The 22602-nt window shown below is 64.5% G+C and carries 24 protein-coding genes and 1 riboswitch; of the genes, 6 read left to right on the top strand and 18 right to left on the bottom strand.

Annotation, left to right across the window (positions count from 1 at the left end; translation table 11 throughout):
* Position 1 precedes the first annotated feature (1 nt).
* The 12 genes from thiS to ACFOMH_RS04745 form a co-directional block, all read right to left on the bottom strand.
* The gene (thiS, locus tag ACFOMH_RS04800; RefSeq protein WP_374425788.1) at positions 2 to 199 is read right to left on the bottom strand and encodes a sulfur carrier protein ThiS; all 198 of its coding nucleotides are present in this window, start codon (positions 197 to 199) and stop codon (positions 2 to 4) included.
* Positions 183 to 1160, bottom strand: coding sequence for an FAD-dependent oxidoreductase (locus ACFOMH_RS04795; RefSeq protein ID WP_377742978.1), 978 nt, complete (start codon positions 1158 to 1160; stop codon positions 183 to 185). The genes thiS and ACFOMH_RS04795 overlap by 17 nt, the downstream gene beginning before the upstream one ends.
* The gene (thiD, locus tag ACFOMH_RS04790) at positions 1157 to 1969 is read right to left on the bottom strand and encodes a bifunctional hydroxymethylpyrimidine kinase/phosphomethylpyrimidine kinase (RefSeq protein ID WP_377742976.1); all 813 of its coding nucleotides are present in this window, start codon (positions 1967 to 1969) and stop codon (positions 1157 to 1159) included. The genes ACFOMH_RS04795 and thiD overlap by 4 nt, the downstream gene beginning before the upstream one ends.
* A 70-nt stretch (positions 1970 to 2039) precedes the next feature.
* A riboswitch (TPP riboswitch) is annotated at positions 2040 to 2143 on the bottom strand.
* 44 nt (positions 2144 to 2187) lie between these two features.
* Positions 2188 to 3186, bottom strand: a complete 999-nt coding sequence (locus tag ACFOMH_RS04785) for an NAD-dependent epimerase/dehydratase family protein (RefSeq protein ID WP_377743416.1) — start codon at positions 3184 to 3186, stop codon at positions 2188 to 2190.
* Complete coding sequence (locus ACFOMH_RS04780) at positions 3183 to 4349, bottom strand: nucleotide sugar dehydrogenase (protein ID WP_377742974.1); 1167 nt, start codon at positions 4347 to 4349, stop codon at positions 3183 to 3185. The genes ACFOMH_RS04785 and ACFOMH_RS04780 overlap by 4 nt, the downstream gene beginning before the upstream one ends.
* Positions 4350 to 4423: 74 nt before the next feature.
* The gene (locus ACFOMH_RS04775; protein WP_377742972.1) at positions 4424 to 5212 is read right to left on the bottom strand and encodes a creatininase family protein; all 789 of its coding nucleotides are present in this window, start codon (positions 5210 to 5212) and stop codon (positions 4424 to 4426) included.
* A 40-nt stretch (positions 5213 to 5252) separates the two neighbouring features.
* Positions 5253 to 5855: an NAD(P)H-dependent oxidoreductase gene (locus ACFOMH_RS04770; protein ID WP_374425793.1), complete on the bottom strand. Its 603-nt coding sequence runs from the start codon at positions 5853 to 5855 to the stop codon at positions 5253 to 5255.
* Positions 5855 to 7243: an FAD-binding oxidoreductase gene (locus ACFOMH_RS04765; RefSeq protein ID WP_377743415.1), complete on the bottom strand. Its 1389-nt coding sequence runs from the start codon at positions 7241 to 7243 to the stop codon at positions 5855 to 5857. The genes ACFOMH_RS04770 and ACFOMH_RS04765 overlap by 1 nt, the downstream gene beginning before the upstream one ends.
* A gap of 2 nt (positions 7244 to 7245) precedes the next feature.
* Complete coding sequence (locus ACFOMH_RS04760) at positions 7246 to 8517, bottom strand: cytosine deaminase (RefSeq protein WP_377742971.1); 1272 nt, start codon at positions 8515 to 8517, stop codon at positions 7246 to 7248.
* A gap of 4 nt (positions 8518 to 8521) precedes the next feature.
* The gene (locus tag ACFOMH_RS04755) at positions 8522 to 9355 is read right to left on the bottom strand and encodes an ABC transporter permease (RefSeq protein WP_374425796.1); all 834 of its coding nucleotides are present in this window, start codon (positions 9353 to 9355) and stop codon (positions 8522 to 8524) included.
* Positions 9352 to 10110, bottom strand: coding sequence for an ABC transporter ATP-binding protein (locus tag ACFOMH_RS04750; RefSeq protein ID WP_377742969.1), 759 nt, complete (start codon positions 10108 to 10110; stop codon positions 9352 to 9354). The genes ACFOMH_RS04755 and ACFOMH_RS04750 overlap by 4 nt, the downstream gene beginning before the upstream one ends.
* A gap of 2 nt (positions 10111 to 10112) precedes the next feature.
* Positions 10113 to 11099 (bottom strand): ABC transporter substrate-binding protein, encoded by a 987-nt coding sequence (locus ACFOMH_RS04745; RefSeq protein ID WP_374425798.1) that lies wholly within the window; start codon positions 11097 to 11099, stop codon positions 10113 to 10115.
* A 153-nt stretch (positions 11100 to 11252) separates the two neighbouring features.
* On the opposite strand from ACFOMH_RS04745, the gene ACFOMH_RS04740 reads away from it, so the two are divergent.
* The 3 genes from ACFOMH_RS04740 (at position 11253) to ACFOMH_RS04730 (ending at position 12693) form a co-directional block, all read left to right on the top strand.
* On the top strand, positions 11253 to 11645 hold the full coding sequence (locus ACFOMH_RS04740; RefSeq protein WP_377742967.1) for a RidA family protein: 393 nt from the start codon (positions 11253 to 11255) through the stop codon (positions 11643 to 11645).
* Complete coding sequence (locus tag ACFOMH_RS04735; protein WP_377742966.1) at positions 11645 to 12247, top strand: HAD family hydrolase; 603 nt, start codon at positions 11645 to 11647, stop codon at positions 12245 to 12247. The genes ACFOMH_RS04740 and ACFOMH_RS04735 overlap by 1 nt, the downstream gene beginning before the upstream one ends.
* Positions 12248 to 12462: 215 nt before the next feature.
* On the top strand, positions 12463 to 12693 hold the full coding sequence (locus ACFOMH_RS04730) for a hypothetical protein (RefSeq protein ID WP_377742964.1): 231 nt from the start codon (positions 12463 to 12465) through the stop codon (positions 12691 to 12693).
* A gap of 158 nt (positions 12694 to 12851) precedes the next feature.
* Here the strand turns inward: ACFOMH_RS04730 and aroQ are convergent, their stop codons facing one another.
* The 6 genes from aroQ to ACFOMH_RS04700 form a co-directional block, all read right to left on the bottom strand.
* Positions 12852 to 13286, bottom strand: a complete 435-nt coding sequence (gene aroQ / locus ACFOMH_RS04725; protein ID WP_374425802.1) for a type II 3-dehydroquinate dehydratase — start codon at positions 13284 to 13286, stop codon at positions 12852 to 12854.
* Positions 13287 to 13342: 56 nt separating this feature from the next.
* Positions 13343 to 14350, bottom strand: coding sequence for an ABC transporter substrate-binding protein (locus ACFOMH_RS04720; protein WP_377742961.1), 1008 nt, complete (start codon positions 14348 to 14350; stop codon positions 13343 to 13345).
* 27 nt (positions 14351 to 14377) lie between these two features.
* Complete coding sequence (locus ACFOMH_RS04715; RefSeq protein ID WP_377742959.1) at positions 14378 to 15163, bottom strand: ABC transporter permease; 786 nt, start codon at positions 15161 to 15163, stop codon at positions 14378 to 14380.
* Positions 15160 to 15954 carry an ABC transporter ATP-binding protein gene (locus ACFOMH_RS04710; RefSeq protein ID WP_377742957.1) on the bottom strand — a complete coding sequence of 265 codons (795 nt, stop codon included), beginning with the start codon at positions 15952 to 15954 and terminating at the stop codon, positions 15160 to 15162. The genes ACFOMH_RS04715 and ACFOMH_RS04710 overlap by 4 nt, the downstream gene beginning before the upstream one ends.
* A gap of 93 nt (positions 15955 to 16047) precedes the next feature.
* A complete protein-coding gene (locus tag ACFOMH_RS04705) occupies positions 16048 to 16749 on the bottom strand; it encodes a response regulator transcription factor (RefSeq protein ID WP_377742955.1) in 702 nt (233 codons plus the stop codon).
* A complete protein-coding gene (locus ACFOMH_RS04700) occupies positions 16742 to 18625 on the bottom strand; it encodes a PAS-domain containing protein (protein WP_377742953.1) in 1884 nt (627 codons plus the stop codon). The genes ACFOMH_RS04705 and ACFOMH_RS04700 overlap by 8 nt, the downstream gene beginning before the upstream one ends.
* Positions 18626 to 18751: 126 nt before the next feature.
* On the opposite strand from ACFOMH_RS04700, the gene ACFOMH_RS04695 reads away from it, so the two are divergent.
* The 3 genes from ACFOMH_RS04695 to ACFOMH_RS04685 are packed head-to-tail and all read left to right on the top strand — an operon-like array spanning position 18752 to position 22530.
* Complete coding sequence (locus ACFOMH_RS04695) at positions 18752 to 20728, top strand: AMP-binding protein (protein WP_377742951.1); 1977 nt, start codon at positions 18752 to 18754, stop codon at positions 20726 to 20728.
* A gap of 2 nt (positions 20729 to 20730) precedes the next feature.
* Positions 20731 to 21540 carry an ABC transporter ATP-binding protein gene (locus ACFOMH_RS04690; RefSeq protein ID WP_377743414.1) on the top strand — a complete coding sequence of 270 codons (810 nt, stop codon included), beginning with the start codon at positions 20731 to 20733 and terminating at the stop codon, positions 21538 to 21540.
* Positions 21541 to 21549: 9 nt separating this feature from the next.
* On the top strand, positions 21550 to 22530 hold the full coding sequence (locus ACFOMH_RS04685) for a branched-chain amino acid ABC transporter permease (RefSeq protein WP_374425809.1): 981 nt from the start codon (positions 21550 to 21552) through the stop codon (positions 22528 to 22530).
* Positions 22531 to 22602 lie beyond the last annotated feature (72 nt).

Below are 22602 nucleotides of genomic sequence, written 5' to 3'. Positions count from 1 at the left end.
CTCAACCCCCCTGCATGGGCGCCACGACCTCAAGCGCGTCGCCATCCTTTAGCGTGGTGGCGGCGCGTGTGGCGGCGGGCAGGAAATTGCCGTTCAGCGCGGTGGCGACCTTGGCCGTGCCCAGCCCGATCTCGCTCAGGACGTCCTGCACGCTGGGGCCGGTCAGCTCGCGCGCCGCGCCGTTAAGGGTGATCTTCATCCATGAACTCCGGTTTCTGGCCCGTTTGCAGATAGTCGGCGGTCATCCGGGCCACGGCGGGGGCCAGAAGATAGCCGTGGCGGTAAAGACCGTTGGCGTAAAGCGTGTTCCCGCGCCGGCGCAGGCGTGGCAGATTGTCGGGAAAAGCCGGCCGCGCGTCGGATCCAAGTTCCAGAATCTCGGCCTCGGCAAAGCCGGGATGCAGGGCATAGGCGGCGTTCAGCATTTCGACGGCGGAACGCACGGTGACCCGGTACTTGCCCCCGGTTTCCAACATCGTGGCCCCGATCATGTAGATACCCTCACCACGAGGCACAATATATAGCGGTATCCGCGGATGCAGCATCCGCACGGTGCGGGTCAGGTTCACCTCGGGACAGCGCAGGACCAGCATTTCGCCGCGCACGCCGCGCAGATCCTTCAGCTCGTCGCGGGCGCCATAGCCGCGCGCGTCGATGGTCAGGCCGGTGGGCGTGCCCTCGGGTTCGATGACGATGTCCTGTTCGGCCAGCCGGTCGCGCAGCGTCTGCAACGCCGCGCGCGGGTTCAGATGCGCCTCGGTCTCAAAGAACAGCCCGCGCGGAAAGCGGCCCTGCAATTCGGGTTCGAGCGCGGCGATTTCGTCGCCGTCAAGGCTGCGATGGGTCTGGGTCATGCGGGCAAAGCGGTCCAGATCGGCGCGGTCGCGCGCCGGCGCCAGCACCAGCGTGCCGCGACGCGTGACCTCGGCGCCGTTTCCCTGCCACCAGTCGGCGGCGTCCTGACCCAGACGCAGGACGACGGGTTCGGCGCTTTCCGCCTCGCACCAAGGGGCCAGCATCCCGCCGGCCCGCCAGCTACAGGCATGGGCGCCGGGCTTGCCGGCCGGGTCGATGATGCGTGGCCGGAACCCGCGCGCCACCAGTTCGGTCGCAATGCTCAGGCCCATGACGCCTGCACCAAGGATAGTTGCTTGGGTCATTTCTGCCCCCATATTTTGTGGAAATGATGGACCGGCCCATGGCCCAGCCCGACCGACAGGTCATCTGCGGCGGCAATCGCCCCTTGCAGCCAGTCATGGGCGCGTGTCGTGGCCTGCGCCACGGTCAGGCCGGCGGCCAGCCCCGCCGCGATGGCCGATGACAGCGAACAGCCGGTGCCATGGGTGTTGCGGGTGTGCTGGCGCCGCGCGCTCAGCGTCAGGCGCTCTGGCCCGACCAGATGATCGGTGCAGACCGAATCCGCACCATGGCCGTCCTTCATCAGAACGTAATCCGGGCCAAGCGCGCACAGATCCAGCCCCTGCCGGATCATGTCGCCGGGTTCGGCAGGCGCGCGGTTCAAAAGCCGCGCCGCCTCGGGCAGGTTGGGCGTGAGGACGGTGGCCAGCGGCAGCAATTCGTCGCGCAGCGCGGCGACCGCGCCGTCATCAAGCAGCGCGTCGCCCGACTTGGCCACCATCACCGGATCCAGCACCACCGGGATCGGATTGGCCGAAAGCGCCGCCCGCAGCCGCTCGGCCACGGTTGTGATCACATCCGCGCCGCCGACCATCCCGATCTTGATCGCGCGCACGTCCAGATCGCCGAGAACCGCGTCGATCTGGGCCGCGACCATGGCCGGGCTGACCATTTCCACCGCCGCGACCGTGCGGGTGTTCTGGGCGGTGATTGCTGTGATCACAGAGGCGCCATAGACCCCCAGCGCGGAAAATGTCTTGAGATCGGCCTGAATGCCGGCCCCGCCGCCGCTGTCCGAGCCGGCGATGGTCAGGGCGATGGGATGGGACATGGCCGGCCTTTCACGTCGGACGGGCCAGCGGCATCGGGTGGGGGTGAGGGGTTGCGATCCGGTCGGACGGTCGCGACACTCTACCCTTCCCTACGCCGGTATGACCCGGATCAGGTTCGATGGGTCGGTGCCTGGCACCTCTCAGCCCCGTACGAGGCCCCCCAAGTGTATGAGTTCGTGGCGACAAGATTAGGCCGGTCGCCCCCGGCTTTCAAGAGCTAGAGATAATAGCTGCGGAACCAGTCCACATATTCGGCCACGCCCTTTTGCACCGGGGTCTGCGGGGCATAGCCGGTCAGGCGGCTGAGCAGTGCGGTATCGGCCCAGGTGGCGGGTACGTCGCCGGGCTGCATCGGCAGCATCTGTTTGATTGCGGGCTTGCCGGTCGCGGCCTCGATGGCGGCGATGAAATCCAACAGCTCGACCGGCGCGCCATTGCCGATATTGACCACCCGAAACGGTGCGACGGGGGACAGGCTGTCCTTGGGGCCCACGGGCGTATCGCCGGGTGCGGCATCCATCAACAGCCGGATCGCGCGCACGAGGTCGGTCACATAGGTGAAATCGCGGCGCATGTCGCCGTGGTTGAACACCTTGATCGGCTGGCCGGCCATGATCGCGCTGGTGAACAGCCACGGCGCCATGTCGGGCCGCCCCCATGGGCCATAGACGGTAAAGAACCGAAACATCGTCACCGGCAGGTGGAACAGATGCGCATAGCTATGCGCCATCGCCTCGGTCGATTTCTTGGTCGCGGCGTAAAAGGACATCTGGGCATCGGCCTTGTCCGTTTCGCGATAGGGCATTTCGGTGTTCGCGCCATAGGCCGAGCTGGTCGAGGCCAGAAGCAGATGCCGGGGCGGATGGGCGCGCGCGGCCTCAAGCAATTCGAAGGTGCCGATCAGGTTCGATTCCAGATAGGCGCGCGGATTTTCGATCGAATAGCGCACGCCCGCCTGCGCGGCCAGATGCACCACGATGTCGGGTTTGTGGCTGGCGAAAAGCCCGGCCAGAACGCCCGCATCCTCGACCCGCGCACGGATGGGGGTAAAGCCTGGATGGGCGCGCAGCCGCGCCTCGCGCGCCTCTTTCAGCGCCGGATCGTAATAGGCGTCATGGGCATCAAGGCCGATCACCTCGGCGCCTTCGGCCAGCAGAAGTTCGCACAGATGATAGCCGATGAACCCGGCCGAGCCGGTGACCAGAACGCGCATCAGTCGACTCCGAACAGGTCGCGGGTAAAGACCTTGTCGGCCACATCCGCCAGCTCGGCCGTCTGGCGGTTGGTGATGATCAGATCGGCCTGTGCCTTGAAATCGGCAAGGTCGCGGACGACCGGGCTGTGAAAGAAATGATCCTCGGTCAGGACGGGTTCATAGACGATGCAGGGGATGCCCTTGGCCTTGATCCGTTTCATGATGCCCTGAATCGAGCTGTCGCGGAAATTGTCGGATCCGGCCTTCATCACCAGCCGATAGACGCCGACCAGCTTTGGCCGGCGGGCGATGATCTGATCGGCGATGAAATCCTTGCGGGTGCGGTTCGATTCCACCACCGCCGCGATCAGCTGCTGGGGCACCTGATCGTAATTCGCCAGCAATTGCTTGGTGTCCTTGGGCAGGCAATAGCCGCCATAGCCAAAGCTCGGGTTGTTGTAATGTTCGCCGATCCGGGGGTCGAGGCCGACACCGTCGATGATCTCGCGCGTGTTCAGCCCGCGCGCCACCGAATAGCTGTCGAGTTCGTTGAAATAGGCCACGCGCATGGCAAGATAAGTGTTGGAAAACAGCTTGATCGCCTCGGCCTCGACGGGGCCGGTGAACAGGATCGGCATATCCTTGCGGATCGCGCCCTCGGCCAACAGATCGGCCAGACGTTTCGCCGCCGGGCTGTGATCGCCGACCACGATGCGCGAGGGGTGAAGGTTGTCGTAAAGCGCGCGCCCCTCGCGCAGGAATTCCGGGGAAAACAGGATGCCGTCATAGCCGGTTTCGGCCCGCATCTGGGTGGTAAAGCCGACCGGGACGGTGGATTTCACCACGATGGTGGCCTCGGGCGCGTATTGGCGGGCCTGGTGGATGACGGCTTCGACGCTGGATGTGTCGAAATGATTGCTTCGCGCGTCGTAATTCGTGGGCGTCGCGATGATGACGAATTCGGCCCCGGTCAGCGCCTCGGCCGCGTCGGTGGTGGCCTTCAGGTCCAGCGGCTTTTCGGCCAGCCAGCGGGTGATTTCGGCATCCTCGATGGGCGAGCGGCGGTCATTGACCTGCGCGACGCGCTGGGCGCTGATGTCGAGGGCGCGGACCTGATTGTGCTGGGCCAGCAGAACGGCGATGGACATGCCGACATAGCCCAGGCCTGCAACTGCGATTGTCATGTGACACCTGCCGGTTCTTTACGGTTGCGCCCGGCTTAGCACGGCTTGCGCGGCGGCAGAAGAACCGAGCCGCGTTATTTCCAGCCGCTGGCCGCCTGCGGGATGGCCGCGTCCCGCACCTGTCGCAACAGGGCGATCATGCCCGCGACCTGATGCGCGGCGGTGGCGCGGCCCTTGTCGGCGGTGGCCAGATGCGCCTCGCCGGCCACGCCCGCAGGGTTCAGGTCCGCGGAAATCCAGCCATAGCTGAGCGGCCCGACGGGCGGGATCGCCGCATCCTCGGCCGAGGAACGGAAATCGCGCGCGGCCGCCATGTCCACGCAGTCGGGATGAAATTCCAGCATCAGCGAGGTTTCGACATCGCCGCCATGAATGCCAAAGCTGCGTTCCTGTGCGGAATACATGCCCACGGGCAGGCCAAAGCCCATCCATTGGCATTTCACGGCCAGCATTCCCGCCTGTACCCGCAATTCGCGCGACAGGATCGAAACAAGGTCCAGATTGCCGCCATGGCTGTTGACGATGACGATTTTCCGCACGCCCGCGCGCGCCACCGACAGCCCGATCTGGGTCCATGCCGCCAGCGCCGTGGGCGCGTCCAGCGTCAGCGTGCCGGCGGCCCAAAGATGTTCGGTCGACTTGCCGACCGCCTGCACCGGCAGGATGCGGATATCCAGATCGTCGGGACAGTTCCGGCGCAGCGTGGCAAGCATCCCCTCGGCGATCATGGTGTCGGTGCCGACGGGCAGATGCGGCCCGTGCTGTTCCACCGCCGCCGTGGGCAGGATGGCGATGGTGCGCGCGGGGTCGATCGCGGCATATTCCGGGGCGCGATATTCGGCCCAGTCCAGTCGGCGGGTCATGGCACATCCTTTCGCGGGACCGGTTTCCGCGCAAAGCCCGTCACAGCGGCGCCAGAAGCTTGTCCATCTTGCGCTCGACATGATCCAGATGCCGGTCGCGGGTTTCAGGGGTCGAGCTGTCCATCAGGTAATGCGCGGCGAATACGCTGCGCCGGTTCGGGGCGCAGAGATAGCCCACCCCGCGCAGCAGCGTGCGCTTGCCCGGCGCCCCGATCAGCGAGGTCAGCCAATAGCTGGCGCCGCAGGTCGTGAACACGCCCAGACGGGTGATCTGTTGCAGGGCGGGGCGGATGGTGACGTTGTCGGGATCGGGCATCAGAAAGGCGACATCGGGCAACATGACCCTGTCAAGCCACCCTTTCAGCATCGCCGGCGGCCCGTACCACCATGTCGGATAGACAAAGATCAGCGTGTCGCACCAGCGCAGCGCCTCGGCATCCCATGCCACCGGCTTGGCGTTGTGTTCGGGGTCGAGATAGTTTTCCAGCTCTTGCTGGGTCAGGATCGGCTGAAACCCTTCGGCATAAAGATCGCGCAGCCGCACCTCGGACCCGGCCTCGCGCAGCTTGGCGCAAACCACGTCGCGGACCGCCGAATTGAAGCTGCCCGGCGAAGGATGACAATAAATGACCAGCGCACGCATCAGCGGCGCATCCCGGCATAGTCATAGGCGCGGCTGTAATCCCAGTCCGGCCTGTCCCATGCGATCATCTTTCCGGGGTTCAGCAAGCCCTTGGGATCGGCCTGGCGTTTGAATTCCAACTGTCTGTCGTCCACCGTCTGACGCCCCCCTTCTTCCAAAGTATAGCGATGCGGGTTGAAGACCATGCAGCCCATATCCTCGTGAATGCGGATGATTTCGTCCAGTCGCGCCTCGGTCGTGTAATGCACCAGCGTCAGGCCGGCGGCGGTCATTACGCCATTTTCGCGCAAAAATTCAAGATGTTGTATCAATTCGTCGCCAAAACGGGCGCGGATCGCCGCCACCTTGTCCAGAAGATCGGGCCCGGCATAGCGCACTTGCAGATAGGTGATCGCGGGATCCACCTTGATCGCGCGCAGCGTGGTGTGGTTCCAGCCATATTCATAGGCCGGGCCGGGATCGCGCGGCCAGTCATTGGCGTCGCTGCGATAGATCAGCCGCGCCATGGGTTCCTGGGCCAGAAACGACAGAAAGCCGTCCATGGAATGGGGCGCGACCATCAATGCGACCACGCTGTCCTGATCGGTGACATATCCCCTGAACCGCTGGAAATATCGCGCGGCGGTCGGCGCCTCGCAGACGGTGGCCAGCTTGAGCAAAAGACCGTCCTGCAGGGCCAGATCCTGTGCCAGTCTGGCGGCGCGGGTGAAATCGGGCAGGCTCAGGAAAATATGAACCCAGTCATAGGCCGGGGCCAGCGGCATCTCGATTTCGGTCACCACGCCATTGGTGCCGTAAGCGTGGCTGACCCGGGCCAGATCGGCGCCGGTGAAATCCAGGATGCGCGGCTCGGCCTCCATGGTGGCGACGCGGATGCGCAGGATATTGCCGTAATCGCGCAGAAACCCCCAGCGGACCGAGCCGACCCCGCCCGAGCCGCCGCAGACAAAGCCGCCGATCGTCGCCGTCCCCGCCGTCGAGGGCATCATCCGCAACTCTTGCCGCGACTCCTCGCGGGTGATGCGGTCCAGCTCGCGGATGATGATGCCGGGCTGGGCGGTGACGCGTCCGGGGGCGATGCCGACCACCTCGGCCATGTTCTGCATATGCAGGATGCAGCCCCCGGCCAGCGGCATGGCCTGACCGTAATTCCCGGTCCCCGAACCGCGCACGGTCACCGGCACGTCATGGGCGTGACAGGCGCGCAGGATCTGGATCACCTCGTCCTGATTGCGGGGCATGGCGACGAAATCGGCGCTGACATGTTCCAGCCGGTCCTTGAGCACCGGCGAGTACCAAAAGAAATCCCGGCTTTTCGCCCGAACGGCGGCGGGGTTGTCGTCGATCTCAAGGTGTTTCAGCGCGGTTTTGGCGGCGGCGATGTCCATGGTCACCTCATCAGGTGGTCGAGTTCGGCGTAATCGGGCAGGCTGCGGTCGATCTGGCGACCCGCGCGCAGCACGATCCGGTCGGATTGCGGCCGGGCGAAAAGCTCGGTCCAGTCGCGCGCCCGGCAGATGACCAGATCGGCCGGCGCACCGGGAACAAGGCCGGGTGCGTCAAAGCCGCAGGCCCGCGCCGGACTGGTCAGAAAGGCATTGGTCCAGTCGGTCCGGGAATGGTCCAGATGGGCGATGCGCGTGGCCTCGCGCATGACCTCGATCATGTCCAGATCGCCATAGGCATAGAACGGGTCGCGGGTATTGTCCGAAGCAAAGCTGACATTGATCCCGCGCGCGGCCATTTCATGGACCAATGTCACCCCGCGCCAGCGGGGCGTGCGGCCCCCCACGCGGTCCTGAAGATACTGGTTGCACATGGGCAGGCTGACGATGTTGATCCCGGCCCGTGCCACCAGATCCAGTGTATGCCGCCATTCCGCGTCCGGCTGCATGGCCAGCGAACAGCAATGGCCCACGGTGACCGGCGCGTCAAAGCCGGTTTCCAGCACGGTTTCGGCGATTACGCGCAGGCTGGCGCTGTCGGGATCGCCGGTCTCGTCGCTGTGGAAATCGGTCTCAAGCCCGCGACGGCCGGCATGGTCGAAAAATGCCCGCAGCCGGTCGCGCAGCCGCGCGTCGGGAAAGGTCACGCAGCCCAGCACACCCCGGCTTTGCGCGACCAGATCGACCAGATCGGCGAATTCGCCGCCGCCATCCGGGTCGATGCGGTCAATAAGCGTCAGGCAGGCGGCCTGCAATTCGATGCGCCCGGCCCATTCGTCGCGCAGCCGGGTGAATTCGGGAAAGCTGATGGCGGCCTGCGGGCCGATGCTGTCCAGATGCGTGCGGATGGCGCGGGTGCCATGCGCCCAGGCACAGCGCAGCGCGAAATCCATGCGCGCCCGTATGTCGGACCCGGACCAGTTGGCGGTCCGGTCGGCCTCGACCGCCGCCAGCGCGCCGTCGAAGGTGCCATCGGGATTGGGCGCGCGGCGCCAGATATGGCCCTTGTCCAGATGGGTGTGCATGTCGACAAAGGCCGGAAACACCATGGCGCCGCGCATATCCACCGCGGGCAGATCGGCGGCCGGCGCGCAAAGCATGCCGTCCCGGATGCCCAGTGAAATCGTGCTCAGATCGGTGTCGTCCCCGCACAGACAGCCCGGCGCGGTCAGATTGGTCAGGGTCAGGTTGCCGCTGGGCAGAACGCGAAAATCCAAGCCATCAGTTCTCTCTTTTCAAGGCGCTTTCGTGCCAGCGCCGCAATGCCAGATGCGATACAAGCGACAGGACCGCAAAGATCAGAACGCCAAGCGCCGCAATCAGCGCCAGCGCCGCGAACATGCGCGGGATGTTCAGCCGGTACCCCGCCTCAAGGATGCGGAAGGCCAGCCCCGAACCGATCCCGGCCGTGCCCGCGACATATTCGGCGACCACCGCCCCGATCAGCGACAGCCCGCCCGCGATCCGCAGCCCGCCCAGAAAATAAGGCAGCGCCGAGGGCAGTTGCAGATGGATCAGCCTTTGCCAGCGGCTGGCCCCATAGATGCGGTAAAGATCCGCCAGATTGCGATCGACCGAGCGCAGCCCCAGCGAGGTATTCGACAGGATCGGAAAGAACGCCACGATCCACGCGCAAAGCAAAAGCCCGACCGTGCGGTTTTCCACATAGATAAAGATCAGCGGCGCGATGGCCACGACCGGCGTCACCTGCAAGATCACCGCAAAGGGATAAAACGACATCTCGGCCCAACGCGACAGGCTGAACAGCACGGCAAGACCGACCCCGCCAATCACCGCCACGGTCAGCGCCATCATCGCGATTTTCAGCGTGACCCAGGTGGCGGGGCCCAGAATCGACCAGTCCTTGACCAGCGTCTTTGCCACCAGACCGGGGCCGGGCAGGATGTAATGCGGGATCTGGTTCCAGACCACGATCCGGTCCCAGATCACCAGCGCAGCCACCACGGTCAGCATCGGCATCAGCCAGCGCCCGATGCGTTCGGCGCGGGCGCGGCGCAGGCGGCTTGTTTCTTCGGCATCAAGGGCTTGGGTCATGCATCCCCCGTGGCGCGGTGCAGCGCGGCCGAGACGGCGCGGCATTGGGCGGCATATTCGGCCGAGGTGCGGAATTCCTCGTCCCGCATGGGCGCGGTGACGGTCATTTCCTCGGCCACGCGGCCGGGGCGCGGGGCCATGACCACGATCCGGTCGGACAGATAGACGCTTTCAAAGACCGAATGGGTGACAAAGATCACCGTACATCCCAGCCGGTCGCGCAGCGCCAGCAGGTCGTCGTTCATGCGGTTGCGGGTGATTTCGTCCAGCGCGGCAAAGGGTTCGTCCATGAGGATCATCCGCGGCTGGGTGACCAGCGCGCGGGCGATGGACACCCGCATCTTCATGCCGCCCGACAATTCGCGCGGATAGGCATGGGCAAAGCTGCCCAACCCGACCATGTCCAGCGCCTGCACGATCTGCGGACGGGATTCGGTCAGGCGTTCACCGCGCAGGCGCAGCGGCAACCAGACATTCTGTTCCACCGTGGCCCAGGGCATGAGCGTCGGTTCCTGAAACACCACGCCCAGATCGCCGGTATCGTGATCGCCATGCCATATGACCTTGCCGGTGGTCGGCTGCATCAGCCCCGCGATCAGCCGCAGCGCCGTCGATTTGCCGCAGCCCGACGGACCCAGCAATGACACGAACTCGCCCCCCGCCACGCGCAGGTCCATGCCCTGCAACGCGGTGACGCCGCCGGCAAAGACCTTGCCGACGGCCTCCATGCGCAGCAGTTCGCGCGTCGTGCCCACGCTTATTTCTTAAGATCCATACCGACGCCCTTGCCCACGAAATCCAGCGTATAGGCGCTGGAATAATCCAGATCGGGCGCGATCGCACCCGCATCGGCCATGGACTTGAAGAAGGCGTCGATATGTTCCTTGGTCATCACGCCGATACCCTTTTCCAGCGCGTCACCCGAATCGACGATGCCATAGGCTTTCAGCTGCTCGCGCGCGAAGGCCAGCTGTTCGTCGGTGATGTCGGGGTTGTCGGCCTTGATCCGGGCATCGGCCTTGCTGGAATCGCCGTAAAGGTAATTGTACCAACCCTTGGCCGAGCCATCGACAAAGCACTGCACCACCTCGGGGCGGGTGGCGACGGTATCGGCCATGGTCTCGATCAGCGTCGAATAGGTGGCGTAACCGGCATCCGCCAGAAGCAGCGCGTCGGGTTTCCAGCCGGCCTCTTTTTCGACCATCAGCGGCTCGGACGAGACATAACCCTGAATGGCGGTGTTCTCGTCGGCGATGAATGGCGCCATGTTGAAGGTATAGACCTCGCGCTGTTCGTCGGTGAAGCCGTAGGCCGACTTCATCCACAGATAATACGAGGCGAAACCTTCGTCGCTGACATAGATTTTCAGCTTTTTCAGGTCGTCGAAGGTCTTGCCCTTGCCGGGATGGGTCAGAAAGACCTGCGGTTCCTTTTGAAAGCTGGCGGCGACGGCGACGACCGGCACGCCCTCGGCGGCGGCGTTGAAGGTGGAAAGCAGGTTGCCCGCCATGTTGAAGTCGATCTTGCCGGCCAGCATCATGGCGCGGTTGTTCACCTGTGGCCCGCCGGGCACGATGGTGACGTCAAGGCCGCATTCCTTGTAGGACCCGTCCTCGACGGCCTGATAATAGCCGCCATGTTCACCCTGTGCGACCCAGTTGGTGCCGAACTTCACGGCCGTTTCGGCCATGGCTGCGGGCGCAAGGCAAATGCCTGCCGCCGAAGCGATCATCAGTCGTTTCATGGATACTCCTGTTGGCGCGTGAACTTGTGGTTCGATTTCGCGTCATGGTGCAATGGACCGGACAGTATCGCAATCACAAGTTTCGTAAGAAAGCACGGATTTGGCCGTCTGCTTATCTTGACCGCATCGGGGTGCTGGATCAGGATCGCGGCCATGCAGGCCCTGAACCCCAGATTGATCGCGGCGCCTTTCGGTCGCTATTCGCATGGCGTGGCAGTGCCCGTGTCCGGGCGGCTGGTGCTGACCTCGGGGCAGCTGGGGGTGCGGCCCGATGGCAGCCTGCCCGAGGGAGCGCTGGATCAGGCGCGGCAATGCTTTGCCAATTGCGCCGCCATCCTGGCCGAGGCGGGCCTTGGTCCGGGTCATGTGCTGCGCGTCAACGGCTTTGTCACCGAACGTGCGCATTTTCCCGATTACATGGCGGCGCGGGACGAATTTCTGGCCGGGGTCGCGGTCTTGCCGGCATCGACGCTGGTGATCGTTTCGGGCTTTACCCAGCCGGAATTTCTGGTCGAGGTGGAATTGACGGCAATGGAAAACACCTGATGAAAAACGTGATTTTCGACCTTGGCGCGGTGCTGATCGAATGGGACGCGCCGCTGGCATTCGCGGATGCCTTTACCACCCGCGAGGCGGCCGAGGACTGGATGGCGCGCATCGATTTTCACGCATGGAACCGGTTGCAGGATGGCGGCCGCAGCTTTCAGGACGGGCTGACCGCCGCGCGCGAACAGCATGGCGACGCGGCGCGCCATCTTGCCGGCTATCTTGCGGCCTTTGCGCTGACCATCGACCGGCCGGTGCCCGGGACATGGGAAATCGCCGAGGCGCTTCTGGCGCGGGGCGTGCCGATGTATGCGATCACCAACTGGTCGGCCGATACCTGGCCGCATGCGCTTGAGCTTTATCCCCGGCTGACGGCGCTGTTTGGCGATATCGTCGTATCGGGGCAGGTCCGCCAGCTGAAACCCGAGCCGGCGATCTATCGGCTCTTGATGGACCGCAACGGGCTTTCGCCGCAGGATTGCATCTTTATCGACGACAGCCTCGCCAATGTCGAAGGTGCCCGCGCGCTGGGCATGGACGGCATCCATTTCACCGGTGCCGGGGCATTGGCCCGGGAATTGACCCTGCGGGGGCTGTTCTAGCGATTCGTTTCGGGCGGTCCGGGCCGGCGCGCCCGGCATCGGGCCCGATTTTTTTCGCGGATGGCGACGTTTTCACGCTTTTGCGGCGATCCGATTCACGAATTGATCACGAAGACCGTGCTAGCTTGATCCCATGGCGCGATCAGCCGCACCCGGCAACGATGCGCAGACGGTTCGGTTCACGAGGTGTCGCAATGTTTATCAGTTTGAATCCTGTGAGCGTCCATAGCGAGAAGCCGGCGGGTCAGGGCGGTGTCCTGCCCCTCCCGGAACTGGTCAGGGTATCGCGTGGCGGCACGCGCCCCGACCCGGTGATCGACGGGAACGGCCCCGGTCTGGGCCGGGTCGTCGTCGCCGATCTGATCGGCTCGCTTTTGCCGGGTCCGATGATCAAGGCCGGCGCGGGCAGCCGACGATATCCGTTGCCCCCGCCTTCGCCGGGCTGAAACGGACCGGCCTTATCCCCCTTTGGCGGGTCGGGTTATCTGGAAGCGGCCATGCCCCTCCCCCCGCGACGTCGCAAACCCTGCCGACCCGCCATCGCGCACCGCCGTCCCCAGCCCCGGGGGCGGCGGTCTCGTTGCGGCCTGTCGCGCCCGGGCCGTCAGGTGATCAGCCGCGCCGCGTGGCGCAGCGCCAGCGCATAGCCATGGGTGCCAAACCCCGCCATCACCGCATCGGCGCGCAGGCTGACATAGGAATGATGGCGAAACGATTCGCGCTTGTGGACGTTCGAGATGTGAACCTCGATCACCGGGCCGTCAAAGGTGTTCAGCGCATCCATGATCGCAACCGAGGTATGGGTATAGGCGGCCGGATTGATGATGATGGCCTGGGCCTTGGTCCGCGCCTCGTGGATCTGATCGATGATCGTGCCTTCGTGGTTCGACTGGTAAAAGCCCAGCTCGACCCCGAGCGTGCCGGCCAGCGCGCGGCATTCGGCCTCGATATCGGCCAGGGTGGTGCTGCCATAGATTTCCGGCTGGCGCTGACCCAGCAGGTTCAGGTTGGGGCCGTTCAGGATATAGACCGTGGGCATCGCATCCTCGCATCGTCATGGGCCGGGCGGGGGACCGCCCGGCGATGGCTAAGGGGTTACTGCCCGGCCCGGGCCTTTTCAACAAAAGCATTGGTATAGGTCCGGGATAGGTCGATATTGGCCGCCGCCACATCGGGCGAGCCGGCGCTGAACACCGCAAGCACGGTTTCGGCGCCCTTGGGGTCCATCAGCCCGGTTTCCGAATACATCGGGATCGAACTGGTCAGCGCCGCCAGATAGGCCTCTTTCTCGGCGCCGATCATTTCGGCGGGCATTTGGGCCATGATCTCTTCGGGGGTGTGGCTGTGGATATAGTCCAGCGTTTCGGTGATGGCCGCGGCCAGACCCTGCACCGCCTCGGGATTGTCGTCGATCCAGCTTTGCAGCGTGTAAAGCGCGCCGCCGGGATAGCCGCTGCCGAACAAGGCCTCGGTATCGGCGGCGCTGCGGGTATCGGCCAGAAGCCGCAGATCGGGGTGACGCGCTTTCAGGACCGTCACCGCCGGGTCCAGCGTGACCACGGCGTCGACCTGGCCCTGTTCGATGGCGGCGACCGCGGTGGCGCCCAGCCCGACACCCACGACGGCGGCGGAATCGGGCGCCTGTCCGGCCTTGCCCAGCAGGTATTTCAGAAAGAAATCGGTCGATGATCCGGGCGCGCTGACGCCCACGGTCTTGCCGGCCAGGTCGGCGATGGTCTTGATGTTTTCGGTCTCATCGGGGGCGACGGCGATGACGATGCCCGGAAACTGGTCATAGGTCACGAATGCCGCCAGCTGCTGTTTCTTGGCGGCAAGGTTGATCGTGTGTTCGTAATAGCCCGAAACCACGTCCGCGCTGCCGCCGACCACGGCCTTCAGCGCCTGCGAGCCGCCCTTGAAATCGATCAGCTCGACATCGACGCCGTGCTTTTCGTAATTGCCCAGCTGTTTGGCCAGCACGGTCGGCAGATAGCACAGACAGGCGGCCCCGCCGATGGCGATCTTGACCGTTTCGGCCAGCGCCGCCCCCGGCAGCGCCGTCAGCGTGACTGCGGCGACCAGCGCCAGTTTGCGGATGTTCATGTCGTTTCCTCCCCTTCGCAGAATGCGCTATTCCTGACGGCTGGTGGCGGGTTGCCAGCGCAAGAGCCGGCGTTCGGTCAGCGTCACCAGACCGTCGATGATCAGCACGAATGCCGACAGCACGAACATGCCGGCAAAGACCCCCGCGATGTCGAACATGCCCTCGGCCTGCGCGATCAGATAGCCAAGCCCGGCGGCCGAGCCGAGATATTCGCCCACCACCGCGCCCACGACGGCAAATCCGATCGAGGTGTGCAGCGACGAGAACACCCAGCTCAGCGCCGAGGGCAGATAGACATGGCGCAAAAGCTGGCGTTCCGACATGCCCAGCATGCGGGCGTTTTCCAGCACGGTCCGGTTCACCTCTTTCACGCCCTGATAGACGTTGAAAAAGACGATAAAGAACACCAGCGTGAAGCCCAGCGCCACCTTGGACCAGATGCCAAGCCCGAACCACAGCGTGAAGATCGGCGCAAGCACCACCCGGGGCAGGGCGTTCGCCGCCTTGATATAGGGGTCGAACACCGCCGCCAGACGCGGCTGGCGCGCGAACCAGAAGCCCAGCACGATGGCCGCCACCGCGCCGATGACAAAGGCCAGGATCGCCTCGCTCAGCGTGATCCAGAGGTGATACCAGATCGAGCCATTGGCGAACCACGCCCAGATCTGGCGCGCGACGTCGACCGGCGTGGAAAAGAAGAATTGCAGCCGGTCCGGATCGCCGATCAGCGTCGTCGTGGTCAGGATATGCCAGATCGCGACGATTGCGACCGCGACACCGATTTGCAGGAGCAGCAGCAGGGTGCGGTTCATGCGCCGGCCCCCGCTTGCAGGCCATAGGTCTTTAGCACCTGTTCCTTGAGCAGGTGCCAGATTTCGCGGTGCAGCGACTGAAATTCCGGGGTCAGCCTGATTTCGGCAATGTCGCGCGGACGTTTCAGCGGGATCGGAAAATCGCCGATGATGCGCGCCTCGGGTCCGGTGGACATGATGACGACGCGATCCGACAGCGCGATCGCCTCTTCGAGGTCATGGGTCACGAACAGCACCGCCTTGCGGTCCTGCGACCACAGCCGCAGCAACAATTCGTGCATGATCAGCCGGGTCTGCGCATCCAGCGGGCCGAAGGGTTCGTCCATCAACAGGATATCGGGATCGCGGATCAGCACCTGCGCCAGCGCGACCCGCTTGCGTTGACCGCCCGACAGCATATGCGGATAGCGGTCGGTAAAGCCGCGCAACCCGACCCGGGTCAGCCATTCATGCGCGCGGGACAGCGCCTCGCGCCGGGGGATGCCGGCGATTTCCAGCCCGATGGCGACATTGTCGCCGGCGGTTTTCCACGGCATCAGGGCATTCGACTGAAACAGGTAGCCCGCGCGCGCGTTCAGCCCGCTGAGCGTCGCGCCCTCGATGCGCACATCGCCGGCGCTGGGCCGCAAAAGGCCCGCCGCCGCATTCAGCAGCGTGGATTTGCCGCAGCCCGTCGGCCCGACGATGGACAGAAACTCGCCCGGACCCACCGCAAGCTCGGCCCCCGATACGGCGCGAAAGGGCGGCTTTCCCGGCACGGCAAAGCTGATATCGACGGATCGCAGATGCACGGCCGGCTCCACGCGCCCCTCCCTGGTTTTGGTATACAATTCCGGGAAAGGATAACCGCCAAGCCCCTCATCGCAAGCCTTTAGGCCGCCGGATCAGGCGATTTCGGCCAGAAAGATATAGCCGGCACCGTATATCGTCTTGATAAGACGGGGGTTTTTCGGATCCTCGCCCAGCTTGGTCCGCAACCGTGAGATGCGCACATCCATGGCCCGGTCAAAGCTTTCCCCCGCCGTGCCGCCCAGCGTTTCCAGCATCTGCGCGCGCGAGATCAGGCGCCGGGGATTGTCCAGAAACATGCGCAGCACCTCGGCCTCGGCGTGGCTGATCGGGGTCTGCGCGCCCTCGGGCGAGGTTAGGGAGTAACGGTCGAAATCGGCCAGCCAGCCGGCAAAGCGGATCTGTTGGCGGCCGGCGCCGGCATCGCGCTGTGGCTTGCGCAGGCGGGCGCGGATGCGGGCCACGACCTCGGCGGGTTCAAAGGGTTTGATGATATAATCGTCGGCGCCCAGTTCCAGCCCGGTGACGCGGTCCTGTACCTGGGCCCGCCCCGAGATGATGATGATCGCCGCCCCGCTGTCGCGCGCCAGCCGGTGAACCAGCGCCAGCCCGTCGCGGTCGGGCAGGCCAAGGTCGATCAGACAGGCCTCGGGCTGAATGCGGCGCAGCGCGGCCTCGAATTCGGTGGCGCGGGCGAAAGAGGTGGTGCGAAAGCCCGCCTCTTCCAGCGCCGCAGAGAGCAGGCGACGGATTTCGGGCTCGTCATCGAGAATGGCGATCAGCGGCGCATCAGTCATTGATGCCAGCCAATGCCACGGCGAACTCGGTTTCGTCAAAAGGTTTGGTCAAGACCGGGCAATTCAGACCCGCACGCCGCGGATCGCCCGGCGGCAGCGCCGTCATCAGCACCGCCGGCAAGCCCAGATCCACCAGCGCGTCGCCGGTGCCATCGCCCAGTTGCAGATCCGACAGGATCAGCGTGAGGCCGGGCAGGTCGGTCAGCCCGCGCGCCTCGCCAAGCGATGCGGCCTCGATCACGGAATGGCCCTGCGCGGTCAGGAATTCGCGGGTATGGGTGCGGATGGCGTCGTCGTCCTCGACCAGCAGGATCAGATGCGGCCGCGCCACGCGCAGCGGCAGACGGATCGCGATGCAGGCCCCGGTCGCGCCATTGCCCAGCCGCAGCGTGCCGCCAGCCAGCTTGATCTGGTCATAGACCATCGGCAGGCCCAGCCCGGTGCCGCGGCTGCCCTTGGTGGTGAAAAACGGTTCCGTCGCGCGGGCCAGCGCCTCGGGCGAAAAGCCGGGGCCGGTATCGGCGACGATGATTTCCAGCCAGCGCCCCGCCGGCCGCGCCCGGATCGAGATGCGCCCGCGCCGCCCGTCGGGACCGGGCGCGGTCCCCTGCATGGCGTCGCGCGCGTTCAGCACCAGATTGAGCAGGGCATCCTGCAACGCGCCGGGATCCAGCATGATCCGGCACGAGAGTTCCGTCACCTCGGTTTCAAGGGCGAAATCCGCGCCCAGCGTGGGCCGGGTCATCGCCGCCAGCTCGTCCAGAAGCGTCCGCAGATCGACGGGCTGCGGGTGCTGTTCGCGCTTCTCGGTCAGCGCCGCGATCCCGTCCAAAAGCGTGACCCCGCGCCGCACGGCGGCCAGCGTGGCCTGCACATCCTCGGCCTGTTGGGGGGGCAGACCGGCGCGGGCCAGCCGCCCTTGCAGGCCCAGAATGATGGTCAGCAGATTGCCGAAATCATGCGCCAGCCCCGATGTCATCTGCGTCGCCAAGGCGCGCTTGGCGGCATGGGTCAGCGCCTCGCGGGCCTGTACCTCGGCGGTGACGTCGGTCGACAGGATATAGGCGCCGCGCCCGCTTTCATCCGGGGTCAGCGCCACCCGGATGCGCCGCCCGGACGGGGTATGGGTGATCTCGAACACCTGCGGCTGGCCGGCAAAGGTGCGTTCCATATGCGGGCGGATGCGGTCGAACGTGTCGCTGCCCAGCACCTTTTCACCGTCCTGGCCGACGATATCGGCGGCGGCACCGGGAAAGACCGCCGAAAGCTGGTTGTTGGAAAAGGTATAGCGATAGTCGCGGTCCATATGGGCGATATGGGCGGGAACCATGGCGGTGACCTGCCGGGTGCGGGCCTCGGATTCGGTCAGGATGCGCTTGGCCTCTTCCAGCGCGGCATTGGTCGCGGCCAGCGCGCGGTTGGCCGCCGCCAGCCGCTCGGCATGATCCAGCGCCAGCTCTGACAGCTCTGCCGAGCGGGCGCGCAGCAGCTGTTCCTGACGCTTGATCTGGGTGATGTCGGTATAGACCGCGACCCAGCCGCCGCCGCCCAAAGGCGCGCCCTCGACGGAAATCCAGCGGCCATCGGGGCGCTGGCGTTCCATGTAATGGGGCTGAAAGGCGCGGGCCTGTTCGACGCGTTCGCGCACGGCGGCCTCTGGGTCGGGCTGGGGGCCGTACTCGCCGCGCTGGACCAGATAGCGGATCGTATCCTCGAATGTGGTGCCGGGCCGGGTCAGCGCATCGGGCAGGTCGAACATGATCTGATAGGGGCGGTTCACCACCGCCAGCCGCAGATCGGCGTCGAAAATCGAAATCGCCTGCTGAATCAGATTCAGCCCGGACAGGGTCAGCTCGGCGTGGCGGGCATCGGACATGCCTTGGATTAGCATTGCCTTGTCGTCGTAACAATTCGTAGGATTCAGGAAAAATTAAGGAAAGAATTGCCGCCATAAGCTGCACATGCCGAAGGGAAGAGGAGCCCGAAGGCAAAGGGGGGATATATGCAGAACGTGCAGGCGGCCGAAACCGGATTGCAGTCGATTCCGGCGCTTTTGGCGCGCAATGCCGACCGGTTCGGCAATATGCCCGCCTATCGCGAAAAGGAATTCGGGATCTGGCAAAGCTGGACCTGGGCGGACACCGCGCGCCAGATCCGCGATCTTGCGCTGGGCTTTCTGGTGCTGGGTCTGCGCCCGGGCGATCACGTCGCCATCATCGGCCGCAACCGTCCCGCGCATTACTGGTCGATGATTGCCGCCCAGATGTGCGGCGCGGTGCCGGTCCCGCTGTATCAGGACGCGGTGGCCGACGAGATGGCCTATGTGCTGGAAAACTGTGGCGCGCGCTTCGTGGTCTGCGGCGATCAGGAACAGGTCGACAAGGTGCTTGAGGTGGGCGACCGCGCCCCGGCCGTCGAACATATCATCTATACCGACAAGCGCGGAATGCGGAAATACGACCATGCCCGCATGAACGCGCTGGCCGATGTTCAGTCCGAGGGCCGCGCCGCCGAGGCGCGTCTGGGCGCGGCACTGGACAGCCTTGTCGCGGGCCTTGGCTATGACGATACCTGTGTGATGCTGTATACCAGCGGCACCACCGGCAAGCCCAAGGGCGTGGTGCTGTCCAATCGCAACATCATCGAGACCGCCCGCAACACCGCCGGTTTCGACGATCTGCGCCAGCGCGAAGAGGTGCTGGCCTATCTGCCCATGGCATGGGTCGGCGATTTCATCTTTTCCGTCGGACAGGCCTATTGGACCGGCTTTACCGTGAACTGTCCCGAGGGCGCGCAGACGATGATGACCGACCTGCGCGAGATCGGCCCGACCTATTTCTTTGCCCCGCCCCGCGTCTTTGAAGGCCAGCTGACCAATGTGATGATCCGCATGGAGGATGCCGGGCCGGTGAAACGCTGGCTGTTTCGCCATTACATGGATCTGGCCCGCCGCATCGGCCCCCGCATCCTTGAGCGCAAGCCCGTGGGCCTTCTGGACCGGCTGCGCTATGCCTTGGGCGATCTGCTGATCTATGGTCCGCTGAAAAACACCCTTGGCTATTCGCGCATCCGCGTCGGCTATACGGCGGGCGAGGCGATCGGCCCCGAGATTTTCGATTTCTATCGCAGCCTCGGCATCAACCTGAAACAGCTTTACGGCCAGACCGAGGCATCGGTCTTTATCACCCAACAGCCCGATGGCGAGGTCAGGTCCGACACAGTCGGCGTACCATCGCCGGGGGTCGAGGTCCGCATCGCCGAAAATGGCGAGGTGTTCTATCGCAGCCCCGGCACTTTCGTCGAATATTTCCGCAATCCCGACAGCACCGCCTCGACCAAGGACGCACAGGGCTGGGTGGCGACGGGCGATGCCGGCTTCTTTGAAGAGGCGACCGGGCATCTGCGCATCATTGACCGCGCCAAGGATGTCGGCAAGATGGCGGACGGTCGGATGTTCGCGCCCAAATATGTCGAGAACAAGCTGAAATTCTATCCCAACATCCTTGAGGCGGTGGTTTTTGGCGCCGGGCGCGGGTTCTGCACCGCTTTCATCAATATCGACCTGAACGCGGTCGGAAACTGGGCCGAGCGCAACAATATCGCCTATGCCAGCTATCAGGAACTTGCCGGCCACCCACAGGTCTATGAGACCATCCGCCAGCATGTCGAGGCGGTGAACGAATCCGTCGCCCGCGATCCGATGCTGTCGGGGTGCCAGATCAGCCGCTTTCTGGTCCTGCACAAGGAACTGGACCCCGATGACGGCGAGATGACCCGCACCCGCAAGGTCCGTCGCAATATCATCGCCGAGAAATATGCCGATCTGATCACCGCGCTCTATGACGGTTCGGCCAGCGTCTATACCGAAACCGAGGTCACCTATGAGGATGGCCGCAAGGGCGCGATCAAGGCCACCTTGCAGATCGCGGATGCGCAGGTCTTTGGCGATGCGGCCCAGCAGAAGGTGGCGGCGGAATGAGCATGCAGGATGGCTATATCACCCCCGACGGCCGCCAGATCGGCCCGGTGCTGCTGGATCTGAAAAACATCACCCTGCGCTTTGGCGGCGTGACGGCGATCAAGGATATCAGCTTTGACATCCGCGAGGGCGAGATCCGGGCGATCATCGGGCCGAACGGCGCCGGCAAATCCTCGATGCTGAACGTCATCTCGGGCTTTTATGTCCCGCAAGAGGGCGAGATCTGGTTCAAGGGCTATAAGCGCGGCCCGATGAAACCCTATGAGGTGGCGCGTCTGGGCATGGCGCGCACCTTTCAGAACATCGCCTTGTTCGAGGGCATGTCGGTTCTGGACAATATCATGACCGGGCGGCTGAACATGATGAAGGCCCCGATCTGGAGCCAGGCGCTGTGGTGGGGCCGTGCCGAGCGCGAAGAGGTCGCGAACCGCGAACAGGTCGAAAAGATCATCGACTTTCTGGAAATCCAGAACATCCGCAAGACCCCGGTCGGCCGGCTGCCTTACGGCTTGAAAAAGCGGGTCGAGCTGGCCCGCGCGCTTGCGGCCGAACCGCGGATCCTGCTTTTGGATGAACCCATGGCCGGCATGAATGTCGAGGAAAAAGAGGACATGTGCCGCTTTATCCTCGATGTGAATGACGAATTCGGCACCACCATCGCGCTGATCGAACACGATATGGGCGTGGTCATGGATCTGTCGGACCGGGTGGTGGTGATGGATTACGGTCGCAAGATCGGCGACGGCACCCCCGACGAGGTGCGCAGCAATCCCGAGGTCATCGACGCCTATCTGGGCGTGGCGCACGAATAGGGGGCGGCGATGGAATTTCTTTACGCAAGCGAGGTTCTGGTCAACGGGCTGATGGCCGGGGTGATGTATTCGCTGGTCGCGCTGGGCTTCGTGCTTATCTACAAGGCGTCGGGCGTCTTCAACTATGCCCAGGGGGTGATGGCGCTTTTCGCCGCGATGACGCTGGTGGGCATCATGGAGGGGCGCGTGCCCTTTGCCCATCTGCTGAACGCGGCCTTTGGTTTGCATGCCGATAGCTTTGGCTGGACGGTGCCGGCGGCTCTGGCCATCGCGCTGACGGCGCTGGTGATGGTCGGCCTTGCCGTCGCCATCGAAAAGCTGGTGCTGAAACATCTGGTCGGGCAAGAGCCAATCATCCTGTTCATGGCCACCATCGGACTGGCCTGGTTCCTCGAAGGGCTGGGCGATGTGATGTGGGGCGCCGATGTCAAGGTTCTGGACGTTGGCCTGCCGCAGGGGATTTCCGAAACGGTCGAGACGGCGACCAACAACTGGTTCGGCTATGGCTTTTTCGTCGACCGGCTGGATATCTGGGCGGCGGTGATCGCGGCGGCTCTGGTCGCGGCCCTGGTCGGGTTTTCGCAATATACCAAACAGGGCCGGGCCATGCGCGCGGTGGCCGACGACCATCAGGCGGCGCTGTCGGTGGGCATCAGCCTGCAATTCATCTGGATCATGGTCTGGTCGATCGCGGGCTTCGTGGCGCTTGTCGCGGGCATAATGTGGGGCACGAAATCGGGCGTGCAGTTCAGCCTGTCGCTGATCGCGCTCAAGGCGCTGCCGGTCCTGATGCTGGGCGGCTTCACCTCGATCCCCGGCGCCATCGTCGGCGGGCTGATCATCGGCATGGGCGAGAAACTGTTCGAATATTTCGTCGGCCCCATGGTCGGCGGCGCGACCGAAAACTGGTTCGCCTATGTGCTGGCGCTGCTTTTCCTCGTCTTCCGGCCGCAGGGCCTGTTTGGCGAACGCATCATCGAGCGGGTCTGACGATGAAAGGATTCTATGCCTCCGGCGGGGATATTTGGACATGGAAGACGAGGGCGCGTCGCTCTTCATCTT

Origin of the sequence: Paracoccus mangrovi, from assembly GCF_042648425.1 — a bacterium.
Classification (GTDB): Bacteria; Pseudomonadota; Alphaproteobacteria; order Rhodobacterales; family Rhodobacteraceae; genus Paracoccus; species Paracoccus mangrovi.
Note: the sequence above shows the minus strand (reverse complement) of the source record. Positions and strands in the feature narration are given on the sequence as shown.